Annotated in this window: 23 protein-coding genes; 11 read left to right on the forward strand and 12 right to left on the reverse strand. The window is 64.6% G+C overall.

Annotated features, from left to right (window positions below; translation table 11 throughout):
• The 9 genes from JFN91_RS03385 to JFN91_RS03425 all read left to right on the forward strand — a co-directional run.
• A partial coding sequence (locus JFN91_RS03385) for an immunoglobulin-like domain-containing protein (RefSeq protein WP_199387814.1) occupies positions 1-2,487 on the forward strand: 2,487 nt, incomplete at its 5' end.
• A gap of 189 nt (positions 2,488-2,676) precedes the next feature.
• Positions 2,677-4,338: an AAA family ATPase gene (locus tag JFN91_RS03390; RefSeq protein WP_199387815.1), complete on the forward strand. Its 1,662-nt coding sequence runs from the start codon at positions 2,677-2,679 to the stop codon at positions 4,336-4,338.
• Position 4,339: 1 nt separating this feature from the next.
• A complete protein-coding gene (locus JFN91_RS03395) occupies positions 4,340-5,053 on the forward strand; it encodes a general secretion pathway protein GspB (RefSeq protein ID WP_199387816.1) in 714 nt (237 codons plus the stop codon).
• Between the two features lie 87 nt (positions 5,054-5,140).
• On the forward strand, positions 5,141-7,330 hold the full coding sequence (gene recD2 / locus JFN91_RS03400; protein ID WP_199387817.1) for an SF1B family DNA helicase RecD2: 2,190 nt from the start codon (positions 5,141-5,143) through the stop codon (positions 7,328-7,330).
• Positions 7,331-7,370: 40 nt separating this feature from the next.
• Positions 7,371-8,072: an aspartate/glutamate racemase family protein gene (locus tag JFN91_RS03405; protein ID WP_199387818.1), complete on the forward strand. Its 702-nt coding sequence runs from the start codon at positions 7,371-7,373 to the stop codon at positions 8,070-8,072.
• Positions 8,073-8,105: 33 nt separating this feature from the next.
• A complete protein-coding gene (locus tag JFN91_RS03410) occupies positions 8,106-8,645 on the forward strand; it encodes a surface-adhesin E family protein (protein WP_199387819.1) in 540 nt (179 codons plus the stop codon).
• A gap of 3 nt (positions 8,646-8,648) precedes the next feature.
• Entirely contained in the window at positions 8,649-9,983 is a 1,335-nt protein-coding gene (locus JFN91_RS03415; RefSeq protein WP_199387820.1) for an MFS transporter, read from the forward strand.
• Between the two features lie 291 nt (positions 9,984-10,274).
• Positions 10,275-10,604 (forward strand): type II toxin-antitoxin system HicB family antitoxin, encoded by a 330-nt coding sequence (locus JFN91_RS03420; RefSeq protein WP_199387821.1) that lies wholly within the window; start codon positions 10,275-10,277, stop codon positions 10,602-10,604.
• A 7-nt stretch (positions 10,605-10,611) separates the two neighbouring features.
• Positions 10,612-11,229: a LysE family translocator gene (locus JFN91_RS03425; RefSeq protein ID WP_199387822.1), complete on the forward strand. Its 618-nt coding sequence runs from the start codon at positions 10,612-10,614 to the stop codon at positions 11,227-11,229.
• A 23-nt stretch (positions 11,230-11,252) separates the two neighbouring features.
• Here JFN91_RS03425 and JFN91_RS03430 read toward each other — a convergent pair whose 3' ends face one another.
• Together JFN91_RS03430 and JFN91_RS03435 are read right to left on the reverse strand one after the other, a co-directional pair.
• Positions 11,253-11,681 (reverse strand): FKBP-type peptidyl-prolyl cis-trans isomerase, encoded by a 429-nt coding sequence (locus JFN91_RS03430; RefSeq protein WP_199387823.1) that lies wholly within the window; start codon positions 11,679-11,681, stop codon positions 11,253-11,255.
• A gap of 121 nt (positions 11,682-11,802) precedes the next feature.
• Positions 11,803-13,194: a 4Fe-4S dicluster domain-containing protein gene (locus tag JFN91_RS03435; protein WP_199387824.1), complete on the reverse strand. Its 1,392-nt coding sequence runs from the start codon at positions 13,192-13,194 to the stop codon at positions 11,803-11,805.
• A gap of 239 nt (positions 13,195-13,433) precedes the next feature.
• On the opposite strand from JFN91_RS03435, the gene JFN91_RS03440 reads away from it, so the two are divergent.
• Both JFN91_RS03440 and JFN91_RS03445 read left to right on the forward strand, forming a co-directional pair.
• Positions 13,434-17,105: a PAS domain S-box protein gene (locus tag JFN91_RS03440; RefSeq protein WP_199388348.1), complete on the forward strand. Its 3,672-nt coding sequence runs from the start codon at positions 13,434-13,436 to the stop codon at positions 17,103-17,105.
• Positions 17,102-18,067 (forward strand): diguanylate cyclase, encoded by a 966-nt coding sequence (locus JFN91_RS03445; RefSeq protein ID WP_199387825.1) that lies wholly within the window; start codon positions 17,102-17,104, stop codon positions 18,065-18,067. Before JFN91_RS03440 ends, JFN91_RS03445 begins: the two co-directional genes overlap by 4 nt.
• Here JFN91_RS03445 and JFN91_RS03450 read toward each other — a convergent pair.
• The 10 genes from JFN91_RS03450 to JFN91_RS03495 form a co-directional block, all read right to left on the reverse strand.
• Positions 18,061-18,642, reverse strand: coding sequence for a cob(I)yrinic acid a,c-diamide adenosyltransferase (locus JFN91_RS03450; protein WP_199387826.1), 582 nt, complete (start codon positions 18,640-18,642; stop codon positions 18,061-18,063). The genes JFN91_RS03445 and JFN91_RS03450 overlap by 7 nt on opposite strands.
• Before the next feature lie 15 nt (positions 18,643-18,657).
• Entirely contained in the window at positions 18,658-19,329 is a 672-nt protein-coding gene (locus JFN91_RS03455; protein ID WP_199387827.1) for a sulfite exporter TauE/SafE family protein, read from the reverse strand.
• Positions 19,330-19,504: 175 nt separating this feature from the next.
• Positions 19,505-19,777, reverse strand: coding sequence for a cbb3-type cytochrome oxidase assembly protein CcoS (ccoS, locus tag JFN91_RS03460; protein ID WP_199387828.1), 273 nt, complete (start codon positions 19,775-19,777; stop codon positions 19,505-19,507).
• Complete coding sequence (locus JFN91_RS03465; RefSeq protein ID WP_236014936.1) at positions 19,770-22,190, reverse strand: heavy metal translocating P-type ATPase; 2,421 nt, start codon at positions 22,188-22,190, stop codon at positions 19,770-19,772. Before JFN91_RS03465 ends, ccoS begins: the two co-directional genes overlap by 8 nt.
• Positions 22,187-22,642 carry a FixH family protein gene (locus JFN91_RS03470; RefSeq protein WP_199387829.1) on the reverse strand — a complete coding sequence of 152 codons (456 nt, stop codon included), beginning with the start codon at positions 22,640-22,642 and terminating at the stop codon, positions 22,187-22,189. The genes JFN91_RS03465 and JFN91_RS03470 overlap by 4 nt, the downstream gene beginning before the upstream one ends.
• A gap of 150 nt (positions 22,643-22,792) precedes the next feature.
• A complete protein-coding gene (locus tag JFN91_RS03475) occupies positions 22,793-24,016 on the reverse strand; it encodes a 4Fe-4S dicluster domain-containing protein (protein ID WP_236014937.1) in 1,224 nt (407 codons plus the stop codon).
• Positions 24,013-24,504, reverse strand: coding sequence for a c-type cytochrome (locus JFN91_RS03480; RefSeq protein WP_199387830.1), 492 nt, complete (start codon positions 24,502-24,504; stop codon positions 24,013-24,015). The genes JFN91_RS03475 and JFN91_RS03480 overlap by 4 nt, the downstream gene beginning before the upstream one ends.
• 13 nt (positions 24,505-24,517) lie before the next feature.
• On the reverse strand, positions 24,518-24,673 hold the full coding sequence (locus tag JFN91_RS03485; RefSeq protein WP_199387831.1) for a cbb3-type cytochrome c oxidase subunit 3: 156 nt from the start codon (positions 24,671-24,673) through the stop codon (positions 24,518-24,520).
• 1 nt (position 24,674) lies between these two features.
• Entirely contained in the window at positions 24,675-25,538 is an 864-nt protein-coding gene (locus JFN91_RS03490) for a cbb3-type cytochrome c oxidase subunit II (protein ID WP_199387832.1), read from the reverse strand.
• A 12-nt stretch (positions 25,539-25,550) separates the two neighbouring features.
• Positions 25,551-26,954 (reverse strand): cbb3-type cytochrome c oxidase subunit I, encoded by a 1,404-nt coding sequence (locus JFN91_RS03495; RefSeq protein WP_199387833.1) that lies wholly within the window; start codon positions 26,952-26,954, stop codon positions 25,551-25,553.
• Positions 26,955-27,000 lie beyond the last annotated feature (46 nt).

A 27,000-nucleotide genomic window follows, 5' to 3' on the forward strand; every position in this document is an offset into this window, starting at 1 on the left:
GACGTGAAGGAGAACGCGGAGAGCGTGTTCACGGTGCACGTGAGCCAGGCGCTGACCGACGACCTGACGGTTCATCTCTCCAACGGCGCGGACGTGGTCATCAAGGCCGGCGACACCTCGGCCGACTACCATGTTGCCGCACAGGGCGATGACGTGTACGTCGATCCGGGCCAGGTGCAGCTCTCCATCGCCACCGCCGAGGTGGCCGGCAAGACCTTCGAGGACCTGCAGATCGACCACGGTGTGGTCACCTCGCACATAACCGACACCATCGACACGGTCAACGTGAGCATGACGACATCGGACGTGAAGGAGAACGCGGAGAGCGTGTTCACGGTGCACGTGAGCCAGGCGCTGACCGACGACCTGACGGTTCATCTCTCCAACGGCGCGGACGTGGTCATCAAGGCGGGCGACACCTCCGCCGACTACCATGTTGCCGCACAGGGCGATGACGTGTACGTCGATCCGGGCCAGGTGCAGCTCTCCATCGCCACCGCCGAGGTGGCCGGCAAGACCTTCGAGGACCTGCAGATCGACCACGGTGTGGTCACCTCGCACATAACCGACACCGTCGATACCACTGCAGTACACATCAGCACCACAAACATCGGGGAGCATGATGCAGGAGCGACCTTCAACATCCACCTGGATAACGTTCCGATTGGGTCCGCTACTGCTACGGTTGATGTTTATGATGCTTACACCGGTCTGACTACGACCCACACCGTCGTTATCAACGCTTCCGGCAACGGGTCGCTCTTCGTACCGTTGTCCAACCCCGCTGATGAAAGCATCACCGCCACGGTAACCGCCATAAACGGCGGCAGCTATGAGGCGACCAGCGTCCTCGGCGCCACCGCTACTGCCAGCATCGACCACGACGTCACGCTCACCCCTGTCGGCGTCTCGGTCAACGAGGCCAACCTGTCGGACGGTTCGGCCCCTGCCGCCGCTGCCCTGACGCAGACCGGATCGCTCTCGATTACCGCTCTGGACGGCGTCAGCACCGTCCACATCGGCAACACGGATATCTCCATCAGCGCGCTGCATAACCTCGGTTCCACCGGTCCGATCTCCATCGACGGAGTAACCTACGGCCACATGGAGGTCACCGGCTACACCGACACCGCTACCGGCGGCACTCTCCAGTACAGCTTCACGCTCAGCGATAACGTGCTGACCCCGCCCGCCAGCGTAGAGAGCTACCTGGAGCAGGTCTCGGTCAGCGTCACCGATGCCAACGGCAGTGTTGCCAACTCCAACCTCGGTATCACCATCGTGGACGATCACCCGACCTTCACCATGATCGACCATGCCATCGTCGGCAATGAGAACAGCTCCACCGCCGGCGTACTCTACGGCAACCACGACATCAACTTCGGTGCCGATCAGGTCGGCTCGATCAACGTGGTCGGCGATTCCCTGGCCGGCAAACTGAGCTACGAGTACACCACTCATGCCGACGGCTCGGTCACCGCGGCGGCCTACTCCAGCACCAGCCATACGGCCGCCAACCACTTCTTCGACCTGACCATCAACACCGACGGCACTTATGCCTTCGACATGGTCAACGCCCGCGCCACCTTTGCTTCAGGCAACATCAGCCTGCTCAACGTGAACGGTGGGGCGGCCACCAACAGCTTCGTGCTCAACGATGCAACCTTCAACGCCGTCGACACCAACCACAACGGGTCCATCGGCAACGCGGAACAGCTGAAGCCGACCTCGGTAGGCTTTGGTGTCGGCAACGGCAACGTGGACGTGGGCGAGCAGTTCAACGTTACGTTCGCAAGCGGCATTGCCGTCGACACCATCTCGCTCTACGGCAAGGTTCAGGGGGGTGGTGCACTGGCCATGTCCTACGTTACGAACTACCTCAACCCCGACGGCTCCGCGGGGCATGATACCGGCTCCGTAACGCTTGGCAGCAATGGCGAGATGCATTTCGACCCGCTGCACGACTTCACCTCCATTACTTTCACGGTCACTACCGGCAGCGGCAAGCTGGACAGCTTCTCCTACACCGAGCGGCTGATCCCCAACGACGAGACCCTGCACTTCCAGGTCTCGGCAACCGATGGCGACGGCGACCCGACCGGAAACCACAACCTGGATGTCACGCTGCTCGGTGTCCACTCCGCTAGTTACGTGATAACCGGTACCGGCGGCAATGATGCCATGGTGGGCACTTCGGGCAACGACATCTTCTCGACCGGCGCCGGCCATGACACCATCATGGCGACCAAGGGGAACGATCACGTTACCGACTTCAATGTCGACCATGACACGCTCGACATCAGCAGCCTGGTAGCCAATGCCACCCAGAGCAACCTTGTGACGGGCAACGACGGGGCGAACCACCTGAAGATCACCATCCTCGATAATGCGCACCAGGCAGTCGGCAGCGTGACCTTCGACAACATCGCGTCCAACGACACGACCTCGATCAACACCCTGCTGGACGAAGTCAAAACTCACCACTGATACTGTCTCATAGCGGCGACAGCGACCTGCTGCGGAAGCCTCTTCCGCAGCAGGTTTTTTGTTGTTAGCCTTGATGGCCATTCATTCAATGCAGCAGGATTCCCTTGACACTCCCGCCGCAAAAAACTATAGCTATAACCTCCACTTCACCCAACCTTCTCCCGCCCTGGCCGGGCAAAACGGGGAAACATGTACTGGGAATCTTTCGGCTTTAAAGAAGCACCTTTTGCACTTACTCCTAACCCGTCTTTCCTGTTCCTGAGCGCTCCGCATCAGGAGGCTTTCGCGCACCTGCTCTTCGCCATCGAAAACCGCGCCGGGTTCATCGAACTCTCCGGCGAGGTCGGTACCGGCAAGACCACCATCGTGCGCACCCTGTTGAACCAGCTCGACCCGCAAACCCACCGCACCGCGCTGATCTTCAACCCGATCCTCTCTCCGCTTGGCTTCATGAAAGAGGTGAACGCGGAGTTCGGCCTCCCCACGGAAGGGAACGAGATCCGCGACCTGCATGCGGCCCTCAACGCCTACCTGCTCGAGGAGAACCGAGCCGGCCACACGGTGGTGCTGGTCATAGACGAGGCCCAGAACCTCTCGGTGGAGGTGCTGGAGCACGTGCGGCTCATCTCCAACCTGGAGACCGAGAGCGACAAGCTGATCCAGATCGTGCTGGTAGGACAGCCGGAGCTGAACGCGCTTCTGGCCCGGGACGAGTTGCGGCAACTCGATCAGCGCATCACGGTGCGCTACCACTTAAAGCCGATGTGCTTCGAGGACACCTGCGCCTACATCCGGCACCGGATCCGGTTCGCCGCCGACGGCCGCGAACCGCTGACCTTCTCTCCCGGCGCCTTCAAGCGCATCTTCAAGTTTTCTGGCGGCCTGCCGCGCTTGATCAACGGGGTCTGCGACCGCGCCCTGCTGCTCGCCTACACGCGCGAGTGCAAGGACGTCACCCCGGCCATGGCGGCGCTCGCCATTGCCGACCTGCGCAAGGATGCGCCGCGCCGCAAACGTGCATCGCAGGTGAGGGTGCTGTCGGCGGCCCTGGTGCTGTGCGTGATCATCATTGCCGGCTTCTCCGCGGTCTCGTTTCATCTCCTGCCTGGGCAGAAGCAGGAGAGCAAAGAGGTTAAGGAGGTTAAGGAGACGGTCCCAACGGGAGCGAAGCTGCCCCCGTGGTCGGCCGAGGCCGCGCGCCAGGCGATCGCGGCCCAGCCGGAGCAGGACAACCTGTATGCGGCTGTGAACGCGGTATTAGGGGCATGGCGGGTCCAGCGGGTGGAGCCGGTGCGGGGACAGCCGGCAAACCTGCGCACCTTGGTGAAAGAGCGCGCCCTTGTTGCCTCCAAGTTCTCCTCCAACATCGAGCTCCTGGGGCGGTTGGACGCCCCCGCGCTGCTCCACATCGTGCTGCCGGGGGGCACTGAGCGGTTGGTGGCCCTGGTGGGGGTGGACAAGGACGAGGTCGAAGTCGTACCGCAGGTCTCCGGGCGCACCAAGCTCACCCGCGCCGAACTGGCGCAGCTTTGGAGCGGCGGGACCACCGTCCTCTGGAAGGACTTCCACGGTATCGCCTCTCGCACCAAGGGGGCGGAGAAGGCCGCCGCTACCAAGTCACTGCAGGGGCTTTTGAAACAGGTGGGATGCTACGACGGCCCCCTGGACGGCAAGCTCAGCGAGCCCACCAAGGCGGGACTCGCCGAATTCCAGCGCCGGGAGCAGTTGATGGCGGACGGGAAGGTGGGGGCGCAGACACTGATGCTCCTTTATCGCCGGGCCGGCGGCTACTTCCCGCCCGGACTGGCGCGGGTGCAGGGCGCGGATAGCAAGCAGACGGGACGGATGTGACATGAGCCTGATACTCGATGCATTGAGAAAAATGGAACAGGAGCGCAGGAGCAGGCGCGGTGGCGACCATGACCTGCGCCCCGAGGTGCTGCGCTACCGCCTGGCCGCCCAGCCCAAGGAGCCGCGCCGCTACCCGGTGGCAGTGATCGCGGGCGTCGTGCTGCTTATGGCCGGCGTGGGCGCCGGGTTCCTGCTCAAAGGGCATGCCCCGCAACCGGCAGCCGAAGCCCCCGCCGCCCCCCCACCGCAGGCACCCGTCGCTGCGATACCGCCGGCCCCAGCGGCGCCGGCCGCAGTGGCGTCCCCGGTGACAACCGCCCCGGTCGCGTCGCCGGTGCCGACCCCCGTTCCAGCTGCCGCGCCGCCGGTAGCACCGGTCGTTTCCGCTCAAGCTTCGGCCGCAGTTCCCCAGCCGGTGGCGCACCCCTCGCGCAAAGCTGCCCGCGCTGCCGCGGCCCAGTCCGCGCCGTCCGACGCGCCACAGGGCGCAGTCCAGGAACCCGCCGTCGCAGGCGGCGCGCAGGACATCACCATATCCGGCATCGCCTACCAGGACGAACGGCGTATGAGGCGGGCGGTCCTAAACGGCATGCTGGTCGGTGAGGGTGCCGAAGTAGGCGGCGCCCGCGTGCTCGAGATCAAGGAAACGAAGGTGAAGCTGTCGCGCGGCGGCCGCGTCTTCGAGATTCCCTTCTCTTCGGGGCAATCCCGTTAAAACCTGACATGTACCGGCCGAAGCCCTGGTAGCGTTCCGGCCTGCCATCCCTGTTCCCAATTCCCCAACGCACCACCGGGAGCCCCGATGAAAGAAAGATCACCTGCTGAGCACCCGGTTGAAAGGATCGCCGGCTCGCTGGAGAGGGTTACCTTCCACAGCGAGGAGACGGGCTTTTGCGTGCTGCGGGTGAAGGTTGCCGGGCACCGCGAGCTGGTGACGGTGACCGGCAGCGCCGCTACGGTGACTCCGGGCGAGTTCCTTGAGTGCACCGGCTCCTGGCACAACGACCGCACCCACGGCATGCAGTTCAAGGCGGAGCACCTGAAGGTGGTGCCCCCCACGACTCTGGAGGGGATCGAGAAGTACCTCGGTTCCGGCATGGTGCACGGCATCGGCCACCACTTCGCCAAGGTGCTGGTGCAGGCCTTCCGCGAGGAGGTCTTCGACGTCATCGAGAACCGGCCGGAACGCCTTTTGGAACTCCCCGGCATCGGCCGCAAGCGCATGGAATCGGTGGCGAGCGCCTGGGTGGAGCAAAAGGCGATCCGCGAGATCATGGTCTTTTTGCAGAGTAACGGCTTGGGGACTGCGCGCGCCGTGCGCATCTACAAGTGCTACGGCAACGAGGCGATCTTCAAGGTTACCGAGAACCCGTACCGGCTCGCCCTCGACATCCAGGGGATCGGCTTCAAGACCGCCGACGCCCTGGCCGCTAACCTCGGCATCGCCCGAGACTCCCTGATCCGGGCGCAGGCCGGCGTGAGGCACGTGCTGCAGGAACTCTCCGGGAGCGGGCACTGCGCTGCCGCCCGGGCTGAACTGGTGCAGAGCGCCGCCTCCCTGTTGGACATCCCCCCTGCCATCATCGAAGCCGCCATCGACGCGGAGATCGCCGAGCAGAACCTGGTCGCCGAACCGATCGGCGGACGCCCCTGCCTGTTCCTCACGCCGTTGCACCGCGCCGAAGAGGGCGTCGCCGCCAGCCTGTCGCGTCTCGCCGGAGGTGAGCCGCCGTGGCGTGGCGTGGTCGCCGAAGAAGCCATCCCCTGGGCGGAGAGCCACAACGGCATCACCCTTTCCGAGTCGCAGCGCGACGCGATCCGGCTCGCCCTGAAGAACAAGGTGGTCGTGGTCACCGGCGGCCCCGGGGTGGGCAAGACCACGCTGGTGAACAGCATCCTGGCCATCATCCGTTCACAGCACCTCAAGGTGACCTTGTGCGCCCCGACCGGTCGGGCGGCCAAGCGGCTCACCGAATCCACCGGGCTCGAGGCGAAGACCATCCACCGCCTGCTGGAGTTCGACCCGCAGACTTTCGGCTTCAAGCGCGACCGGGACAACCCGCTCACCACCGACCTCCTGGTGATGGACGAGGCCTCCATGGTGGATGTGGTGCTGATGCACAAGCTCCTCCCCGCCGTCCCGGACCACGCCGGGCTGATCATCGTGGGGGACGTGGACCAACTCCCCTCGGTCGGCCCCGGCTGCGTCCTCGCCGACATCATCGACTCCGGCGCCGTCGCCACCGTGCGCCTCACCGAGATATTCCGCCAGGCCGCGGGCTCCAGGATCATCGTCAACGCCCACCGCATTAACCGCGGGGAACTGCCGCTGCAGGACGAGGGGAAGGAACTGGCCGACTTCTACTTCATCCCGGCGGCGAGCGCCGAGGACATCCACGGCAAGCTGCTCCAGGTGATCACCGAGCGCATCCCCAAACGTTTCGGCTTCGACCCGGTGCGCGACATCCAGGTGCTCACCCCCATGAACCGCGGCGGGCTGGGCACCGCGTCGCTCAACGCGGAGCTGCAGGGGGTGCTGAACGGCAAGGCGGAACCACGGGTGACCCGCTTCGGCACCGGCTTCGCGCCGGGGGACAAGGTGATCCAGACGGTGAACAACTACGAGAAGGAAGTCTTCAACGGCGACATCGGCCGGATCGTGGAGGTGCGCCAGGAGGAGGGGACGCTCAGCGTCGATTTCGACGAGCGCCTGGTGGAATATCAGTTCGGCGAACTGGACGAGGTGAGCCTCGCCTACGCCACCAGCATCCACAAGAGCCAGGGATCCGAGTACACGGCGGTGGTGATCCCGCTCTCCATGCAGCACTACACCATGCTGGAGCGCAACCTGATCTACACAGCGGTCACCCGTGGGAAGAAACTGGTGGTGGTGATCGGTGAGCCCAAGGCGCTGGCCATGGCGGTGCGGACCAACAAATCGCAGCGCAGGATGACCGACCTGGCGCGCAGGATCAGCAGCGCACCGGCGTGAGCTCCGTGACGATGAACAGCAAGATCCAGAGGAGGACGTGATGAAGACCATCGGCATGATCGGGGGGCTGGGACCCGAGTCCACCGTCGACTACTACCAGCGCATCATCGAGGCGTTTCGTGTGCCGGGGAGCCTGGCCGCACCGGAGATGGTGATCTACAGCGTGAGCCTGCAGGAGGTAATGGACCTCGCCGCCAAGCGCGAGTGGAACCACCTCGTCTACCTGCTGGTCCAGAAGGTGCGGGCGCTGCACAAGGCGGGTGCCGACTTCGCCATCATCACCGCCAACACCCCGCACGTGGTCTTCGACGAGGTCCAGGCCAAGTCGCCCATCCCGCTCATCAGCATCGTCGCCGCCACCTGCGACAAGGCGAAGGAACTGGGTGTGAAGAAAGTCGGTCTTTTAGGCACAAGGTTCACCATGGAAGAGAACTTCTTCGCGCCTCCCTTCGCGGCCGCGGGTATCTCAGTGGTGGTTCCCTCTGCCGATGATCAGCACTACATCCACGACAAGCTGATGACCGAGATAGAACTGGGCATCATCAAGGACGATACCAGGAAAGGGTTGATCGACATCATCGCCCGGCTGGTAGCAGACGAGCAGGTGGAGGCTATTATTCTCGGCTGCACCGAATTGCCGCTGATACTCAAAGACGGTGACTTCGACACCACCTTCCTCAATACCACGGCCATCCACGTCGAAAGTGTCGTGCGCTATTGCAGGGAAGGGAGGACGTGGTAAAAGGAGCAGGTCGGAAGTGACATAGGGGGGAGTATGAAATCATTATTGATCCTGGCGCTGGTACTCATTGCCTCGACCTCGTTCGCCGGGGAGAAGAAAAAGACGACCAAGGATGCACCGACCTTGCAATCCTTGCAGGAAAAGTGGGATGCCGATTCGTCACTGCTGAAGCTCGACTGCAGCGACAGCATGTGCGTGTACGGCGTCAAGGGCTCTGCGCAGATCGTTGATGCCGACAGCAACATCCGCTCGGCGTGGGTCGCCTTTCTCTATACCGACGCGGGGCGCAAGGCGCTCACCGGACCGCTGAAGGGGAGCTACTACAGCAAGGAAAAATGGAATATCAACTGCAACGAAGCGACCATGAACGTCTCCTCGGTGCACTACTACGACGCCAAGGGAAGCCCGATGAGTTCCTACGGCAACGACGAGCAGTGGAGCGACATCGTACCCGGCAGCTTCGGAGAGACCGTCGCCGCCATCGTCTGCACCCTGGAGGACGACGGGGACGAGCAGGATAATCCCAGCAATGTGCCGGGCGAGTCGCCGCCCCAGGAAGGCACCCCACTGTAAGCCATGAGCCCCCTCTCCGGCATATCCCGCGCCAAGGTGCTGCTCCGGGCGCTGCGCTCCCGGAACTACCGCCTCTTCGTGGCGGGGCAGAGCGTCTCGCTGGTTGGCACCTGGATGCAGCAGGTCGCCATGAGTTGGCTCGTGTACCGGTTGACCGACTCGGCGATGCTCCTCGGCGTGGTCGGCTTCACCAGCCAGGTCCCGACGTTCATCTTCGCGCCGGTTGCCGGTGTCTTCGCGGATCGCTGCAACCGGCGCCGCCTTTTGATGCTGACCCAGGCGCTCGCCATGGTTCAGGCCGGGCTCCTGGCTGCGGCGGTGATGCTCGGGGTGGTCCAGGTCTGGCACATCGTGGTGCTCAGCCTGGTGCTCGGTGTGGTGAACGCCTTCGACATACCGGTGCGCCAGTCTTTCGTGGTCGAGATGGTGACCGAGCGCGAGGACCTGGGCAACGCCATCGCGCTCAACTCCTCCATGGTCAATGCCGCCCGTCTGATCGGCCCGACCGTTGCCGGTCTGCTGGTCGCCACCGTCGGGGAGGGGATCTGCTTCCTCCTCAACAGCGCGAGTTATCTCGCGGTGCTCATGGCGCTGGCCGCCATGCGCATCGAGCCGCGGCCCGGCAAGGAGACGCCGCGGCGCCGCATCCACCATGAACTCAAGGAAGGTTTCCTCTACTCCTTCGGCTTCGGCCCCATCCGTAGCATCCTGCTGCTGGTCGCCCTTATGAGTCTAACCGGCATGCCGTACACCGTGCTGGTCCCGGTCTTTGCCAAGGACATCCTGCACGGCGGCGCGCACACCTTCGGCTTCCTGATGACCGCCGCCGGATGCGGTGCCCTGGTCGGCACCATCTACCTTGCCTCCCGCGGGACGGTCCTGGGCCTGGGCAAGGTGATTGTGTTCTCCACCTGTCTCTTCTCCGTCGGGGTCGCCGTCTTCGCCATCTCCAGCAGCATGACGCTTTCCCTGGCAGCACTGGTCGTTGCGGGGTTCGGTGCCATGACCCTGGTTGCGTCCTGCAACACCATCTTGCAGACCATCCTGGAGGAGGACAAGCGGGGGAGGGTGATGAGCTTCTTCACCATGGCCTTCATGGGGATGGCCCCCTTCGGCAGCCTGGGAGCCGGCGCCATGACCAAGGTGGTCGGCCCACGGATAACCCTGGTCATCGGCGCCTGCTGCTGCCTTGCAGGAGCGTTCGTCTTTGCAAAGAACCTCCCCCGCATCAGGCAGATGGTCCGCCCCATCTACGCCCGGATGGGGATCGTGAAAGAAGTCGCCCAAGGCATGGAAACCGCCGCCGAGCAGCCGCAGATGCCCAAGGAGAAGGAGTAGCCTGTTGCGCAACTTGACCTTCTAGTGTCAATATTGGTACTATGCCTATGGCCAGCGTAGAGGACATCGTTGAGAGGCTTCGACGCTCACCCGGAGCCGTGCGTTTCGCAGAACTGTGCAGAGTCTGTGAGCACTACTTCGGTGAACCCCGCAGGAGAGGGGGGAGCCACCATGTCTACAAAACACCTTGGGTCGGTGACCCGCGAGTGAACATACAGAACTCCAATGGGTACGCCAAGGTGTACCAAGTGAAGCAGGTGTTGACGGCGATCGAGCGGTTGGAGGTGGAACGTGGCAGAACTGACCGATAAATATACGTACCGAATTACGTGGTCGGAGGACGACAGCGAGTTCGTGGGGCTGTGCGCCGAGTTCCCCAGCTTGAGCTGGTTAGCCAAGAGTCCTGAAGCGGCATTGAAAGGGATTCGCGAACTGGTTGGCGAGGTCATCGTCGATATGACCGGCGCCGGAGAGGTTATTCCCGAACCTATCGCTGGCAGGAACTTCAGCGGGAAATTCATGGTGCGCGTCCCTCCCGAGGTGCACCGTCAACTGGCGATTCAGGCCGCCGAAGCGGGGGTGAGCCTGAACCGGCTTGCCAGCGCCAAACTAAGTCATTAATGGAAATATGATCGATTTTCTTACTGCAGGTCTTGTTCTGGGCTGCTCGGCGGGGTTCTCGCCGGGGCCGCTTTTGATGCTGGTCATCTCCGAGACGCTCACCCACGGCACCCGCTCCGGGGTACGGGTGGCGCTCTCTCCCATCATTACCGATTTTCCCATCATCGCCGCCACGCTGCTTTTGTTGATGAACCTCTCCGGTTATCACGGCATCCTCGGGGCGCTTTCGCTGGCCGGCGGCCTCTTTGTCCTCTACACCGGCTACCACTCCCTGATGGCGCGGCCGGTGCAACTGGATCTCCCCAAGGAACCTCCCAAGTCGCTCAGGAAGGGGGTGCTGACCAACTTCCTCAGCCCGCACCCCTACCTGTTCTGGATCACCGTGGGCGCGCCGCTGCTGACCCGCTCGCTCAAGGTCGGTCCCGCCGCCTTCGTCGCCTTCATCGGGAGCTTCTACCTCTGCCTGGTGGGCGCCAAGATCGTTCTCGCCGTCGCGGTAGGGAGATCGCGCGCCTTCATGGGGAGCCGGGTTTACCTCTGGATCATGCGCCTGCTCGGTGCGCTGTTGACCTTCTTCGCGCTGCTGCTGTTCCGGGAGGGGCTCAAGCTGCTCGGGATGGGGTAGGGGAGGGCGCGAGCCCTCTCCCCTCAGGTGTTCTCTATTTCCACCACGTCGATCTCCAGCACGATCTCTTCGCCCGCCAGGTGACGGTTGCGGTCCAGGTTCACTCTGCGGTCCGTGGTGACGATGCTGAACTCGTCCGTGGTTCCCTGGTTCACCACTTCGTGCTGCATCTCGGTCGCGCTGCCGCCGATGGGGGCGGCCGAATCGCGGGAGAAGCGGGACACCGCGGAGGGGTCACGGCGCCCGTAGGCCTTGTCCGGCGGCACGGTCACCCGCTTCGATTCTCCCGCCGACATCCCCTCCAACGCCTCCTCCAGCCCCCGCATCATCTTGCCCGCACCCACCGTGATCCGTATCGGGTCTCCCCCCGCAGTCGATTCGACGACCTCTCCGTTTTTGCGCAGCGCCGTGTAATGCACCTGCACCGTACTGCCGTACTTTACCGTTGGCATGTGCCACCTCCGTTGGTCGTATCTCGATACCCACGCCGTTCCATAAGGCAAATCCCCCCGTCCCCCCTTCGCAAAGGGGAGAGCTCTGCTCCACGTGCTCCACTTCGTGTACAACATGCCCCTAGTCGTACCCCGAGAACCGGTCCACCTCGACGTGCTCCAGCAGGCGTACCAGGTAGCGGGACTTCAGCTGCTCGCCGGCCATGAGCCTCTTCACCGGCGGCAGCTTGAGGATGGCCCCGAGGATGGCCGCCATGGCGCGGTGGCTCAGGTAGGCCTGGTTGTCGAAGATGAGGTTCTGCAACTTGCCGCGCTCGATCGCCATCAGTACCAGGCGGTGCGCGGTGTTCACCGGGGTCAGGACCCGCCTGGCCCGGCTGGTGAGCCGGATGGCGCCGGCGGGGCAGTTGCGCACGCAGACCCCGCATCCCAGGCAGAAGTCGGTGGCGACCCGCGCCCTGGGCCGGCCCCTGTCGCGACCTCCCCCCTCCCGGCCTCCCCCCTCCGGGGGGAGGAGTTCGCCGCCGGACATCCCCTCCCCCGGAGGGGGAGGGTCAGGGAGGGGGAAGGGGGGCTCCTTGGGTTCCATCGTGATGGCATCCACCGGGCAGACGGCGGCGCACCTGCCGCAGCCGCTGCAGCGGTGGGCAGCAGTCGACTGCACGAAGTTGGTGCTGTACATGTGGTTGGGGATGGCCAGCCTGCGGGTGGCGATCAGCCCTTCGCAGCAGCAGCGGCAGCAGTTGCAGATGAAGTTAACCCGTTGCTGCACGTTGTCCGCGCACTGCACCAGGTTCAGTTCGCGCGCCTTTTGCAGCAGGTCGAGCCCCTCGGCGCTCTCCACGCGGCGCGCCACGCCCCGCCGCAACAGCGACTGTGCCGCCAGGTTCAGGGTCAGGCAGATGTCCAGCGGCGCGTCGCAGGCGCGCTCCACGTGCGCCATCTTCTGCCGGCAGTAGCAAAGCCCCACGGCGATATGGCTCGCGCTCTTGATCACCTCGCTGGCCCGCTCGTAGTCCAGCACCTGGCACGCCTTCTCGTCGGGAATGGCCTCCTCGTTCACCAGCACCCGCCCCAGCGAGGTCTCGCCGCCGGCAAAGAGGTCTCGGATGAAGGCATCCTCGACATTGATGTAATGGAAAAAGAGGCGGGACAGCTCCTTCTGGTCCAGGTCCGGGCGCAGCCGCATCAGCGAGAACTCGAAAAAGCCGGCCATGGGGGGAGGGAGGATGTAGACCATCCTGCCGTCGCGCTCGATGTCGAGCAGCAGCGAGCGCGAGGCGAGCTTTTCCAGCAGCGCGCGTGTGTCTTTTATGGGGAGGTTCCACACCCGGGCCGCCTTGGCAGCCGAGAACGGGCGCAGCGGCAGCATGCTCATCAGCGTCGCCTCCTGCTCGCTGCACAAAAGGGAGAAGATCCTGAGCAGGAGATCGGAGTCAGGCGCCCCCTGCGGGAACAGGTTCACCCGCCGCATCAGGCGGTGATAGCCGTCGTCAGGTCGCTGCTCTGGCACGATGTGCCTCCTTTTATTAAAAAAATGACAATGTGCCAGTATAGCAGGGCGACCATCTCCGGCAAGCTCTCCAAAACGGCACGGCTTCCCCATGCCTTTCCGCCAGGTTACCTTCGATATTCTTGACGTGACTAATTAAAGATCCCCCCCCTTCCGCCGAAAAGGAACAAAGCGACTGACGCGTTGGGTGCCGTCCGGCCGCTTTGGGTCCGCGTGCCGGCGAGGAGCGCTCTGTGATCATGAAGAAGCTGAGCCTGACAACCAAGATGAGCCTGATGGTGTCCCTGCTGGTGGCGCTGGTGCTCACCTTCATGACCCTGTGCGCAGGATGGTTCCTGGAGAAGCAGTACCAGGAGACCGTGTCGGAGCAGCAATTCTCCATGGTCAGCTCCATGGCCGGAGAGATCGACAGCAAGATGCGCATCACCCAACTCCAGCTCGAGGCCCTCGCCAAGAGCATTCCCCCGCACCTCTTCACCAGCCGCCTCCCGGCGCAACGCTTCCTGGAGCAGCGCCCCGAGGCCCTCGCCCTCTTCGACAGCGACATCTTCATCTTCGATGCCGCAGGCAAGCTCCTGGCGGTCAACCCTCTGGAAGAGCAGCTCATCGGCCGCGACTACTCCTTCCGCGACTACTACCGCGCCGCCGCCCGCAGCAAAAAGCCGGTCATCTCCGAACCCTTCATCACTACCCAGCAGCACGGTCATCCCACCGTCGCCTTCATCGTCCCGGTGCTGGACGACCAGGGGGAACTGCTGGGGATGATCGGCGGCATGATCGACCTGTACAAGGACAACTACCTGGGCAAACTCGCCCACGTGCGCGTCGGCAAAAACGGCTATCTCTACCTGTTCAACACCAAGCGCATCATCATCACCCACCCGGACCAGGAGCGCATCCTGAAGCAGGCTCCCCGCCCTGGGGTGAATCCGCTACTGGACCGTGCCGTGGCCGGGTACGAGGGGGCCGGCGAAACGGTCACCTCGGCCGGACTGCCGGCGGTGGCGGCCTTCAAGCGCCTGAAAAGTACGGGGTGGATCCTCGCCTCCACCTTCCCCCTCACCGAGGCCTACGCGCCGGTGCGGGAGGCCAAGGTACTCCTGGCGGCCGGGCTGGTGGCGGCGCTCTCCGGGAGCGTACTGATCTGCACGCTGTTCATGCGGCGGCTGACGGCGCCGCTTTTGACCTTCATCGGTCACGTGGAAGGAATCAGCGACCAGGACCAGGAGCTGGAGCCGGTGGTGATCCGGACCGGTGACGAAATCGGCACCCTGGCCGACGCCTTCAACCGCATGATCCTGGAGCTGCGCCGGCAAAAAGAATCGGCGCGCGAACTGCGCCTGGCCATCGACCAGGCGCCGGTGACGGTGCTGGTCACCGACCGCAACGGCCGGATCGAGTACGTCAATCCCCACTTCACCAAGGTGACCGGGTACGGAGCGGAGGAGGTGCTGGGACAGAACCCGAGGATTGTGAAGTCCGGATACCACCCCAGGGAGTTTTACACCCAGATGTGGCAGACCGTCCTCTCCGGGCGGGTGTGGCGCGGAGAAATGCGCAACAAGCGCAAAAACGGCGACCTGTACTGGGAGAGCGCCTCGGTATCGCCGGTTAAGGACGAGAGCGGGACCATCAAAAACCTGGTGGCGGTAAAGGAGGACATCACCGAGAGAAAGCGTGCCGAGGAGGCGCTGATCAGAAGCGACGAGCGCATCAGGCTGCTCTTGGAATCTACGGCGGAGGCGATCTTCGGGATGGACCTGCTTGGCAACTGCACCTTTGCCAACCGTGCCTGCGCCACCCTGCTCGGCTACGGCGGCACCGAGGCCCTGCTGGGCAAGAACATGCACCTGCTCATCCATCACACTGCCCCCGACGGCTCTCCCAACCCGGTGCAGGAGTGCCCGCTCTACCGCGTGCTGCGCGGAGAGCAGGGGCTGCACAACGACGACCAGGTCTTCTGGCGTGCCGACGGCACCAGTTTCGCCGTCGAGTACTGGTCCTACCCGCAGACGCGGGACGGGGAGCTGGTGGGCGGGGTGGTGACCTTCTTCGACATCACCGAGAGAAAGCGGGCCGAAGAGGAACTGCGCCGCGCGACCGAGGCGGCCGAGGCAGCTACCCGCGCCAAGAGCGAGTTTCTCGCCAACATGAGCCACGAGATCCGCACCCCCATGAACGCGGCGCTCGGCATGCTGTACCTGTTGCGGCAGACCGAGCTCTCCGAGCAGCAGAAGGATTACCTGGACAAGGCGCAGAGCGCTTCGGGAGTGCTCTTGCGGGTCATCAACGATATCCTCGACTTCTCGAAGATAGAGGCAGGCAAGATGGAACTGGAGCGTATCCCGTTCCGGATGGAGCAGGTGCTCTCCGACCTGGACAACGTCGTTGGGGCAATCATCAGGGAAAAGGAGATCGCCTTCACCGTGGCCGCCGGTTCCGGTATTCCGGAACTGCTGGTAGGGGACCCGCTCAGGCTTGGGCAGGTGCTGCTGAACCTGACCGGCAACGCCATCAAGTTCACCGAAAAAGGGACGGTCGAGGTGGCGGTGGCGCTCGTGGCGGTTGAAGAGGAGTGCGCCACGCTGCGCTTCTCGATCTCCGACACAGGTATCGGCATGGACGCGAAACAGCGGGAGGGGCTCTTCACCCCCTTCACCCAGGCCGACAACTCCACCACGCGCCGCTACGGCGGCACCGGGCTGGGGCTGGCCATCTGCCGCGAACTGGTGCAGCTCATGGAGGGGCAGGTGTGGGTGGAGAGCGAGCCGGGGCGCGGCAGCACCTTCAGCTTCACGGCCCGCTTCGGACTGGCAGGGGCGGGACAGGTCGCCCTTGCCGAGCCGGTAGCCGTCGGTGACGGCACCCTGGGCGCACCCGGCATGCGTGTTCTGCTGGTGGAGGACAACCCGATCAACCAGGAGGTGGCCCGGTTCATCCTGGAGCGAGGGGGCGTCACGGTGGAACTGGCCCGCAACGGCGCCGAGGCGTTGTCCATGGTGCACGCGCCGGGCGCGCAGTACCATGCCGTGCTCATGGACGTGCACATGCCGGTCATGGACGGGCTGGAGGCGACCCGGCGCATGCGGCTCGACCCCGCGCTGGAGCGGCTTCCCATCATCGCCATGACCGCCAGCGCGCTGCCGGGGGAACGCCTGCTCTGCCACGAGGCGGGCATGAACGACCAGGTGGACAAGCCGATCAACGTGCCGGGGTTGTTCGCGACCCTAAGGCGCTGGGTAGGAACGCTGCCTCGGATCGCGGAGCCCCCGGTCGCGGAGCCGCTGCCTGCCGACCTGGAACTCCCCGACCACGCCCCCGGACTGGAGTTGCAGCGGGCCAAGGCGCGCATCCAGGACGGCAGGCTCCTGAGGAGGCTCTTGGTCACCTTCCATCGGGACAACCGGGAGCTGGTGCGGCGTGTCGCGGCGGCCGCCGGCGCGGGCGACCTGAAGGAGGCCCGGCGCCTGATCCATACGGTAAAGGGGAGCGCGGGGAACCTGGGTGCCATCTGGCTCGGCAGCGCCGCCGCCTCGCTGGAGCTTGCCCTGCAGGGTAACGACGCCAGCCAGGTGCATGAGACCCTGGAGCGGTTTGCCGAGAAGCTGGAGGAGGTGATGACCTCCATTGAAGTGCTGACCGCGGAGCCGGGCGCGACAGGAACGACGGCAACAACTGCCTCGGTGCACATCGATTGCGAGGACCCGGAGCAGGTGTCCGCCCTGGCGCGCACCCTGGCCCGCCTGCTGGCGGACCAGAACATGGGCGCCCTGTCGGTGTGGGAGGAGATGCGCCCCCTGCTGGCGGGGGAACTGCCGGAGCGGTTGGACGCCACACTGCAGGCGCTCGATTTCGGCGACGCCGGCGCCATCTTGCGGGACATTATGGAACACCTGGAGCTAAGGACATGAACGTCGAGGGAGCGGAAGAAGCGGGAAGAGGGAAGATCCTGATCGTTGACGACACCACGGCCAACATCGAGATCCTGTACCAGATCCTCAAGGGGGAGTTCGATGTCCTCTTCGCCAAGAGCGGTGCCGACGGCATCCGCATGGTGCGGGAGCACACCCCGGACCTGGTGCTGTTGGACATCATGATGCCCGGCATGGACGGCTACCAGGTTTGCCGGGTGCTGAAGCAGGATCCGGCGACGGCGCACATCCCGGTGGTGTTCGTGACCGCCATGAGCAACGACGAGGACGAGACCCGGGGGCTGGAGGAGGGGGCCATCGACTACCTCACCAAGCCGATCCGCCCCGCCATAGTTGTGGCGCGGGTGCGCAACCACCTGGAACTGAAGCGCAGGGGAGATCTGTTGGAAAAGCTCAGCACGGAACTGGCCTGGAAGAATCGGGAGTTGGAGCAACTGGCGCGCCAGGACGGGCTGACCGGTGTAGCCAACCGGCGCCACTTCGACGAGTCGCTGTGCTCGGAGATCCAGCGCGCCGCGCGCAACGGGCGCAATCTCTCGCTCATCATGTGCGACATCGACCACTTCAAGAAGTTCAACGACCTTTACGGTCACTTCGCCGGGGACAAGTGTCTGCAGTTGGTGGGGGAACTGCTCAGGAAGAGTTTCAAACGGGCGGGGGAGGTGGTGGCGCGCTACGGCGGCGAGGAATTTGCCGTCATCCTGCCCGACACCAGTGCCGAACTGGCCGGGCACCTGGCCGAGCGGCTGCGGCTGGAACTCTTGGCGCAGGCCCTGCCGCATGCCCACTCCGAGTTCGGCATGGTCACCATGAGCCTCGGCGTGGCGGGAGCGCTGGTGACCCGGGAGCACAACCAGGAGTGGTTCATCACCGCCGCCGACGACGCCCTGTACCGCTCCAAAACGGCAGGGAGGAACCGGTTCACCCTCTTCGATCAGTAGTCCACCCCGGGCTGAGGCTCGATCTCCTTGCGGTAGGCGTGCTTCACTTCCACGACCTCGCTCACGGTGTCGGCCAGTTCGACCACCATGGGATGGGCGTCGCGCCCGGTGAGCACGAGGTGCATGAGCGGCGGCTTGTGAGCCAGGATCTCCAGGACCTGTTCCAGGTCGACCAATTGTAATTGCAGGGCGTTGTTGATCTCATCCAGGATCACCATGTCAAAGGCGCCCGAGTCGATCTTATCCAGAGCGAGCCGCACCGCGTCCTGCGCGTTGGCCCGGTGTTCGCTCCTGGGATACGGGTTGCCCAGGATGCCGCAGAACCCCTTGCCGGTGGTGTGCAGCTCCACCTGTTTACCCAACAGCTTCACCCCGTCCCATTCCCCCGCGTACAGGTCTCCCTTCATGAACTGAATGATGCAGACCTTCATGCCGTGCCCGCAGGCCCGCACGGCCATCCCCAGAGCCGCGGTGGTCTTCCCCTTGCCGTGACCGGTGATGACCACGGTCAGTCCCTGCTTCAGCTTTGGCACCAGCTTGTGAATTTGCAGCGGCGGGCTTCCCTGATTTTTCATGATAGCGCCTCCCCACTAATGACAGCAGGCCTTACCGAAGATTTTCCACAAACCCGCCACGCCCAATAGGGCGATGGCGACGCCGGCGGCGCGCAGCATGGCGTTTTTGAGGGCGCCGGAGACGGCGCTCGATGCGGTCCCGAAACCGAGCATGACCGGGACGGTGCCAAGGCCCATGGCCGCCATGGTGGCCGCGCCGGTGACGGGGCTCCCGGTGCCGGCGGCCACCAGGAGCGGCGCGTAGACCAGGCCGCAGGGAAGGAGCCCCAGCACGAGCCCCAGCGGCAGGGAGGCAAGGGGGGAGGGGGCGGCGAGGGCGCGGCGCATCGGGGCGGTGAGAAAGCGCGCGCCGGTTCCTTCCAGGGTGGATAGGTTGAGGACGCTCAGGCCGAGCGCCGAGGAGAGTCCGACCATGATCACCATCAGGTTGGCGCCCACCATGAACCAGCGGAACACCATCTTCATGGACATCAGGTCGAGCGACGAGCCGATCAGCCCGGCCAGCGCCCCGAGGAGGGTATAGGTGACGATGCGGCCGGTATTGTAAAAGAGTTGGGATTTGAGCCGTGATCCCAAGGCTCCTTCCTTATCCTTCAGTGAGATCGCGGCCACGATGCCGCCGCACATCCCGATGCAGTGGAAGCTGCCGGCCAAACCGGCCACGAACGCCAACCAGATCTGTAGCATAGCGGTCTCCTTGGGGACTGGCTCCGAAGGTGCCTGTCCCCTTTTAGGGCTGTGGGGAGTGAGGGCTGGGGACTGGCTCCGCAGGTGCCTGTCCCCCTTTACGAAGGTTAATCACACAATCCGGAGAGGGCTGCTTTGGGTCCCCTCTCCCCTTGCGGGAGGGGGAGATCAACTGTTATTGGTGCGGCACCGCCTTCACCTCCTCCTGCGTGGGCTCCGGGAGGCGGTGCGAAAGGGTGAGTTCGTGCCCGTCGCAAGCGGGGACGGGCGGCTCGGGAGGCGCCTCCCCAGGGAATGGAATCGGGATGTCGTCGTCATCCAGCATCCGGTGCTTGGGGCGCTCCAGGTCGGTGAATTCCCCTTTCTGCACCCCCCACAGGAAGAAGAGCCAGCAGCCGCAGCCCAGGAAGAAGGAGAGAGCGATCAGTGCGAAAAGGGAATTATTCATCCGGAGTCCTCATCAGCCTAAGCGAGTTGCCCACCACACAGACGGAACTGAGCGCCATGGCGGCGGCGGCGTAGATCGGGGTCAGGCGCCCGCTCATGGCGAGCGGGATGCCGATCAGATTGTAGAGAAAAGCCCAGACCAGGTTCTGCCGGACCACGCCCATGGTGCGCCGCGCCATCCGGTGCGCCAGCGACAGTCGCTCCAGGTCGGGCTTGGCGAGCACCAGGTCCGAGGTCTCCAGGGCAATGTCGGTCCCCCCGGCCACGGCGCAGCCGACGTCGGCGGCGGAGAGGGCCGGGGCATCGTTGATCCCGTCGCCCACCATCAGCACCGTTGCCCCTCTCTCCTGCAGCTGTGCAATCTCCCTGGTCTTGTCCGCCGGCGAGAGAGACCCGATACCGCGGGCCACCCCAGCGCTCTTGGCGACCTTGTCGGTGCACTCCTGGCGGTCGCCGCTTAACAGCAGGGTGTCGATGTTCTTGCGCCGGAAGTAGGAGATCACCCCGGGGGCGTCGTCCCGCATGCGGTCCTTGAAGGTGAGGGTGCCGCAGTAGCGCCCCTTGTGGGCCACCCCGACCAGCATCCCTCCCTCGGGTGATTCCAGCTCGGCGGGGATACCCGAAACGCCGAGGCGCTCCAGGAAGGGCACGCTCCCCAGTGCCACCGTCTCGCTCGCCACCCGACCGGTGACACCGGCCCCGGCCAGCGTCACCAGCTCGGTCCCGGTGGGATACTCGATGTCGTGCCGGGCGGCGTAGTCGCGCACCGCCTTGGCGATGGGGTGCAATGAACCGCATTCCACCGCAGCGGCCAAAGAGAGCACCTGGCGCGGCGTCATGGCCGCGCCGGCCTGGATGTCGACCAGCATGGGAGTGCCGCGGGTGAGGGTGCCGGTCTTGTCGAAGACGGCGATGCTGACGCGGCTGAGTCCTTCCAGCACGTCGCCCCCCTTGAAGATCACGCCCTGCGCGGCGGCGGCCCCGGTGCCGGCCAGGATGGCGGTCGGGGTGGCCAGCCCCAAGGCACAGGGACAGGCGATCACCAGCACCGCCAGCGCCACCATGAGACTCGCCCCCAGCGATCTCCCCTGGCTGTAGTGCCAGCAGAAGGTGGCCACGGCGAGGGTGAGCACGGCAGGGACGAAGTAGGCGCTGACCCGGTCGGCGATGGCCTGGATCGGTGCGCGCCGGCTCTGCGCCTCCTCGACCAACTGTGCCACCCGGGCGATGAAGCTGTCCCCGGTCTTTCGGAGGCAGTGCACCCGCAGCGCGCCGGTCAGGTTGGAGCTGCCGGCGATGACCTGGTCTCCCGCCTTTTTCACCTGCGGCAGCGGTTCGCCCGTCGCCGCCGATTCGTCCACGTCGCTCATCCCCTCCAGCACCGTTCCGTCCACCGGAAAACGTTCCCCCGGCGCCACCAGGATCAGGTCCCCAGGTTTAAGCTCCGAAGGCTCCACCGTCTCCAGTTGCTCCCCGACGAAGCGCTGCGCCTGTCCCGAACAGAGCTCCAGGAGTCTGCCGATGCCGCTGGAGGCGCGCCTTTTGGCGCCGTTTTCCAAAAGCCTCCCGGCGAGGATCAGGGTGACGATCATGGCCGCGGTCTCGTAGTAGACCTCGCCGCCGGTAAAGGTCGCGTAGACGCTGTAGCCGTAGGAGGAGAGGGTGCCGATGGCGATCAAGAGTTCCATGTTGGGGGCGCCGTTGCAGATGCCCCGCCAGGCGCCGGCGAGAAAGGGCCAGCCGCAGTAAAAGACCACGGGTGTCGTGACCAGGAGCGAGAAGAGCTGCAGGTACGCCTTCATCTGCGGCTCGATTCCCTGGAAATACCCCGCGTACAGGGCAAAGGCGTAGGCCATGAGCTGCATGGTGAGAAAGAAGGCGGTGCCGAAGCGGATCAGCAGGTCCTTGTGCACCCGCTGACCTGCCTCGCGCGCGGCATCCTCGGTGTAGGGGCGCGGCACGTAGCCGATCTGGTCGATGCGGTTGAAGATGGCGGCGGGGGTGATCTTGTCGGGGGCGAACCGGACCCGGGCCCGGCCGGTGGCGTAGTTGACGCGCGCGTCGAGCACGCCGGGGATGGCGCCGATGATCTTCTCGTTGAGCCAGACGCAGGAGGCGCAGCGGATGCCGTCGATGATGATGTCGATGACGCTCCCCTCGCTGGCCGGGTAGACGAAGCGGGAGAGGTAGGCGTCCCGGTACTCCCCCTTGAAGGCCTGGGGGATGAGCCCTGTTTGCTGCCAGTCGCGCCGGCGGTAGTAATCGGCCAAGCCCGAGCCGCTGATGAGGAGGTAGGCGCCGTGGCAGCCGTGGCAGCAAAAGGAGAGCACCGAGTCCGGCGTGCGCTCCTCGACCAGCATCCCGGGCGGGATGTCGGCACCGCAGTGGAAACAGGGGGACAGGGGGGCTCTCAATTGAAGAACACCACTTTCTGGGAGGCGACCGACTCTCCCTTGGTGAACAGCAGCTCGCCGCGCAGCTCGCCCTGTCCCGACACGGGCCAGGGGGCGACGAAGACGCCGGGGGAGGTTTCCGTGAGGGGCAGCACCTCCTTCTCGTTGCCGTTCCTGGTCTGGAACAGCAGCTTCCCGCCGCGTACCGGTGCGCCCTTCTCGTCATGCACCCGGACCTGCAGGTCGCTGCCGGCCAGGGTGGCGGACATGACCCAGTCCAGTCCCGCGTTGTAGGCGCCGGTCTTGCTCTTGGCGTAGTTGAGGCCGTGCTGGTAGTAGTCCGCGTCGGTCACCTTGCTCCCTTTTTCAAACGAGATGAACATGCTGGTCCCCATCCCCAGGAGAAAGATCGCCAATAACAGCAGGATCAGAAATTGCCAGCGGCAGGGTAATTGGGTTACTGGTTTTTCCATGCTTCCTTCCTTGTGAAAAAGTCCCTCACCTGGCCTCCGGCCGCCCCCTTCCAGAGGGCGAGGGGATGGACATGCACCTTTGCTATGATTCCAGGGGCGAAGTTACCCCCTCGCCCTCCGAGAGAGGGGCAGGGGTGAGGGCGCTACTCGTTACTGCAGTGCTACCGGCAGCGGACTTGCCGCCACCACGTTCCCTTCCGACACGAGCCTCAGCTCCACCAGCGTCCCCGGCGGCGGAGCCGGGTTCAGCTTCAGCGCGAAGCCGATCTTCCTGTTGGCGTTCGGCTCCAGCGTTATCCCCCGCACCGGCCCCACCAGCTCCACCCGGTAGCCCGCAAGCGGCGCGGTCTCCAGCGAGAAGGAGTGCTCCGCCCCGCCGCGGTTCTCGAGAAAAGCGGAATAGAAGTTCACCAGCGATCCGTCCGGCAGCCGCTTCACCTCACCGCTTTCCGCGCGCTGCACCTTGAGGGTGGCCTCCCGGCGCGTGGTCACCCCGAAGACCAGTAGCCCCACCAGCAGTAGGAGCACGCCCCCCAGCAGGAACGCTTTCCTGTTCACCGGGCGCGATCCATCGGCGCCCCTGGGGCCGAAGGTGTAGTGGATCAACCCGCCGGTGCCGCGCTTGGCGAAAACGTCGCGGCAGGCGTCCAGGCAGCGGCCGCAGTTGATGCACTCGATCTGCAGCCCGTCGCGGATGTCGATCCCGGTGGGGCAGGCCCTGACGCAGGCGCCGCAGCGCAGGCAGACCCCTTTCAGCTCCGGGTCGAACTCCAGGGTGAGCGTGCCGCGCTCCATGGTCATCAACTGGATGCGCCCGTAGGGGCAGACGCTCTTGCAGAACCGGCGCCGCACCAAGGCGAGGTCGAGGTAGACCACCAGCGCCGTCACCGCCAGCGAGATCCCCGCCACCGCCCCCAGTTGTCCGGCCAGAAGCCGCGCCAAAAACTCGGGCGGTGCGATGAAGTACCAGACCAGGTTGGCGCCCACCAGGGCCGAGAGAGCCAGGTACAGCAAATGCCTCAGCCCGGCGCGTAGCGGCGTGGGCAGGTTCCTGGTGTGGCGCTCGATCCAGTCGGCGAGGTCGCCCAGCGTGGTCTGCGGGCAGAGCCAGCCGCACCAGACCCTGCCAAAGAGCATGGTCACGAACAGGAAGGCGAAGACCAGGATCAGCACCACGATCAGGAAGAGGTAGAACTCCTCGATGCGCAGCTTGGCGCCGAAGAAGAGGAGCGTCCTGGTGCCCGCATCCAGCCGCAGCAGCGATTCGCCGCCGGGACGGATAAAGGGAAGCCCCAGCATGAGCAGGGTGGCCAGCCACTGCACCGCACCGCGCCAGGGCGCGATGCGGCCGGTTTGCAGCGGTACCTCTCTCAAAGCGACAGGACGTACTGGACCAGCCCCTGGATCTTGTCGCCGGAGAGCTCGTTCTTGAAGCCGGGCATGCCGCCCGGGCGCCCGTCACTGATGCTCGCGGTCACCTCGGGGGCGGTCCTGCCGTACTTGAACTGCTTGGCGGTCAGGTCGGGGCCGATCCCTCCCTTGCCGTCGGCGCCGTGGCAGGAGGCACAGCGGGCGGCAAACTCCTTCTTGCCTGCCTCGGCGAGGTCGGTGCTCTTGATTTCCTTGCTGGTCGGAACCGCCTGGCCGGCGTTTCCTTTCTCCTGCTGTACGGCGAGGCGCGCCTCCTTGGCCTTCTTGATCTGGTCGAATTCGCCGTAGGAAGTCCAGCCGCTGAACAGGTAGTAGGCCATGAAGATGATCCCCCAGGTCCACAGTCCGAAGTACAGGATCCTGAACACCAGCGGAGAGCTTTTCTCCGCACGGTACCTGATGCCGTCGTACTCTTTATTTTCGTCGGACATCGCGTCCTCCTTTTTATTGGTGGTTCGGGTAGTCGTCATCCATCATCCGGAACTTGGGCTCTTCACCGCGCGCCGCGTGCCTTTTGCTGTAGGTGCGCACTACGATGGCGGCAAAGATCAGGAACAGGATGAGGGTCACCCCCAGGTAGTAGATGCTGGCGCTGTCCATGTCAGTGCTTGTGCACGGACTTCAGGTAGGTGACCACCTTCCAGGTCCGCTCCTTGCCCAGCGTGTCGCCGAAGGCCGGCATGCCGCCTGCGGTGATGCCGCCGTAGACCGTGGCGAAGACTTTCGAGTCGGGCTGGTCCATGTCGCGCAGGTCCGGCCCCACCTCGCCCTTCAGCTCGATGCCGTGGCACTGGGCACAGTGCTCGGCGTAAAGCTTCTGTCCCTCGGGGAGTACGCTCATGTTGTCCTGGAACGGGTTCTTCAGCTCACCCAGCACCTCGGTCTTGCCGGTCTTTCTCCAGGGGATGTCGTTGCCCACCTTCTGCATGTAGGCGATGATGGCGTCCATCTCGCTCTTGCCTTTCAGCGCGTCGAGGTCCGCCTGGGTGTAGGGGAACTTGAGCGCCTTCATCTTCTTCTCCGAGAGGCTCGTGTCGAGCGGCCGGTTCAGGAAGTCGTAGGAGGGCATGTTGGAGCGCGGCACCATGGCGCGCGGGTCCTTCATGTGCTTCACGTGCCAGGCGTCCGGGTACTTGCCGCCGATGCGGGCGAGATCGGGGCCGTTTCTGCGCGAACCCCACAGGAAGGGCTGGTCGTAGACGAACTCGCCGCTTTTGGAATACTCGCCGTAGCGCTCCGTGTCGGAAAGGAGCGGGCGCACCGTCTGGGTGTGGCAGTTGTTGCACCCCTCGCGGATGTAGATGTCCCGTCCTTCCAGCTGCAGCGGGGTGTAGGGTTTCACCGAGGCGATGGCGAGCTTCGGGTCGTTGATCCACCGGAAGGGAAGCACCATGGTGATGATGGTGCCGACCAGGATGGTGGCAGTTGCCAGGAGCAGGAATATGATGGGCTTTTTCTCGATCATGGCGTCTCCTCCCTAGGCTCTTTGCGCCGCGGCCTGGGTCTTGGCGCCGGCGATGGTCAGGTAGATGTTGTAGAGGAAGACGAGGAGCCCGGCGAGATAGATGACCCCGCCCAGGGCCCGCATGTGCCAGTAGGGGTAGAGCTCCACCAGGGTCTCGATGAAGCTGTAGTGGAGGCTGCCGTCGGGGTTGGTGGCGTTCAGCATGGCCGCCTGCTGCACCCCCGCGATCCACATGGTGATGGAGAAGATGAGCTGGCCGGTAAGCACCAGCCAGAAGTGCACGTTGGCGAGGCCTATGCTGTAGATCTCGGTGTGGTAGAGCCGGGGGATGGTGTAGTAGATGGCGGCGAAAAGTACCAGCGACACCCACCCCAGCGTCCCCATGTGCACGTGACCCGGCACCCAGTCGGTGAAGTGGATGAAGGCGGAGAAGGTGCGGATCGACTGCGACGGCCCCTGCAGCGTCTGCAGGCCGTAGAAGGTGATGCCGAAGATCAGGAACTTCACCAGGTAGTTCTCGCGCATCTGGTGCCACTGGCCGTTCATGGAGAAGTAGCCGTTGAAGACCGCGGCCCAGGAGGGGGCGATCAGCATCACCGAGAAGGCCATGGCCAGCGTCTGCACCCAGTCCGGCACCGGCGCCCACAAGAGGTGGTGTGCCCCGGTCCACAGGTACATGAAGATGAGGCTCCAGAAGGCGATCACCCCCATGCGGTGGCTGTAGATGGGGACCCCGGTCGCCTTGGGGAGGAAGTAGTAGAAGATGGCCAGGGGCGGCGTGGTGAGCACCATGGCCACCGCGTTGTGCCCGTACCACCACTGCACGTTGGCGTCGTTGGCGCCGGCGTAGGCGGAGTAGGACTTGGTGAGCGACACAGGAATGGAGGCGTTGTTGACCAGGTAGAGCACCGCGACCCCGACCAGGGTGGCCAGGATGTACCAGAGCGAGATGTACATCTGCTCCTCGCGCCTTTTCACGATGGTCATCACGATGTTGACCGCGAAGATGACCCAGAGCACCACCACCAGGCTCGCCACCGGCCATTCGAGCTCGGCGTACTCCTTGGAGCGGTTCATCCCCATGGCCAGCGTCACCGCCGCCAGCGCGATCACCACGTTGAAAAGCCAGAGCTGGGCTTTCGCCAGCCCCGGGCTCCACAGGCTCGTTCGCGTCAGGCGCTGGGTGATGTAGATGAAGAAGGCCATGAAGCTGCCGATGCCCCAGCCGAAGATGCCGGCGTTGGTGTGGATCGGGCGCAGGCGGCCGTAGGTGAGGTAGGGGGGGAAGTTGAGCTGCGGGAAGGCGATTTGGAACGAGATGAAGACGCCGACCAGCACGGCCACCAGTCCCCATACCATGCTCCAGATCACAAACCCTTTGACGATGTCGTCAGCGTACCCTTCCTGTTGGTTCATGCCGTCCTCCTGGAGATGAATGGATCAGTGCCGGCGACACATGAAC

Source organism: Geomonas anaerohicana, from assembly GCF_016458305.1.
Taxonomy (GTDB): Bacteria; Desulfobacterota; Desulfuromonadia; order Geobacterales; family Geobacteraceae; genus Geomonas; species Geomonas anaerohicana.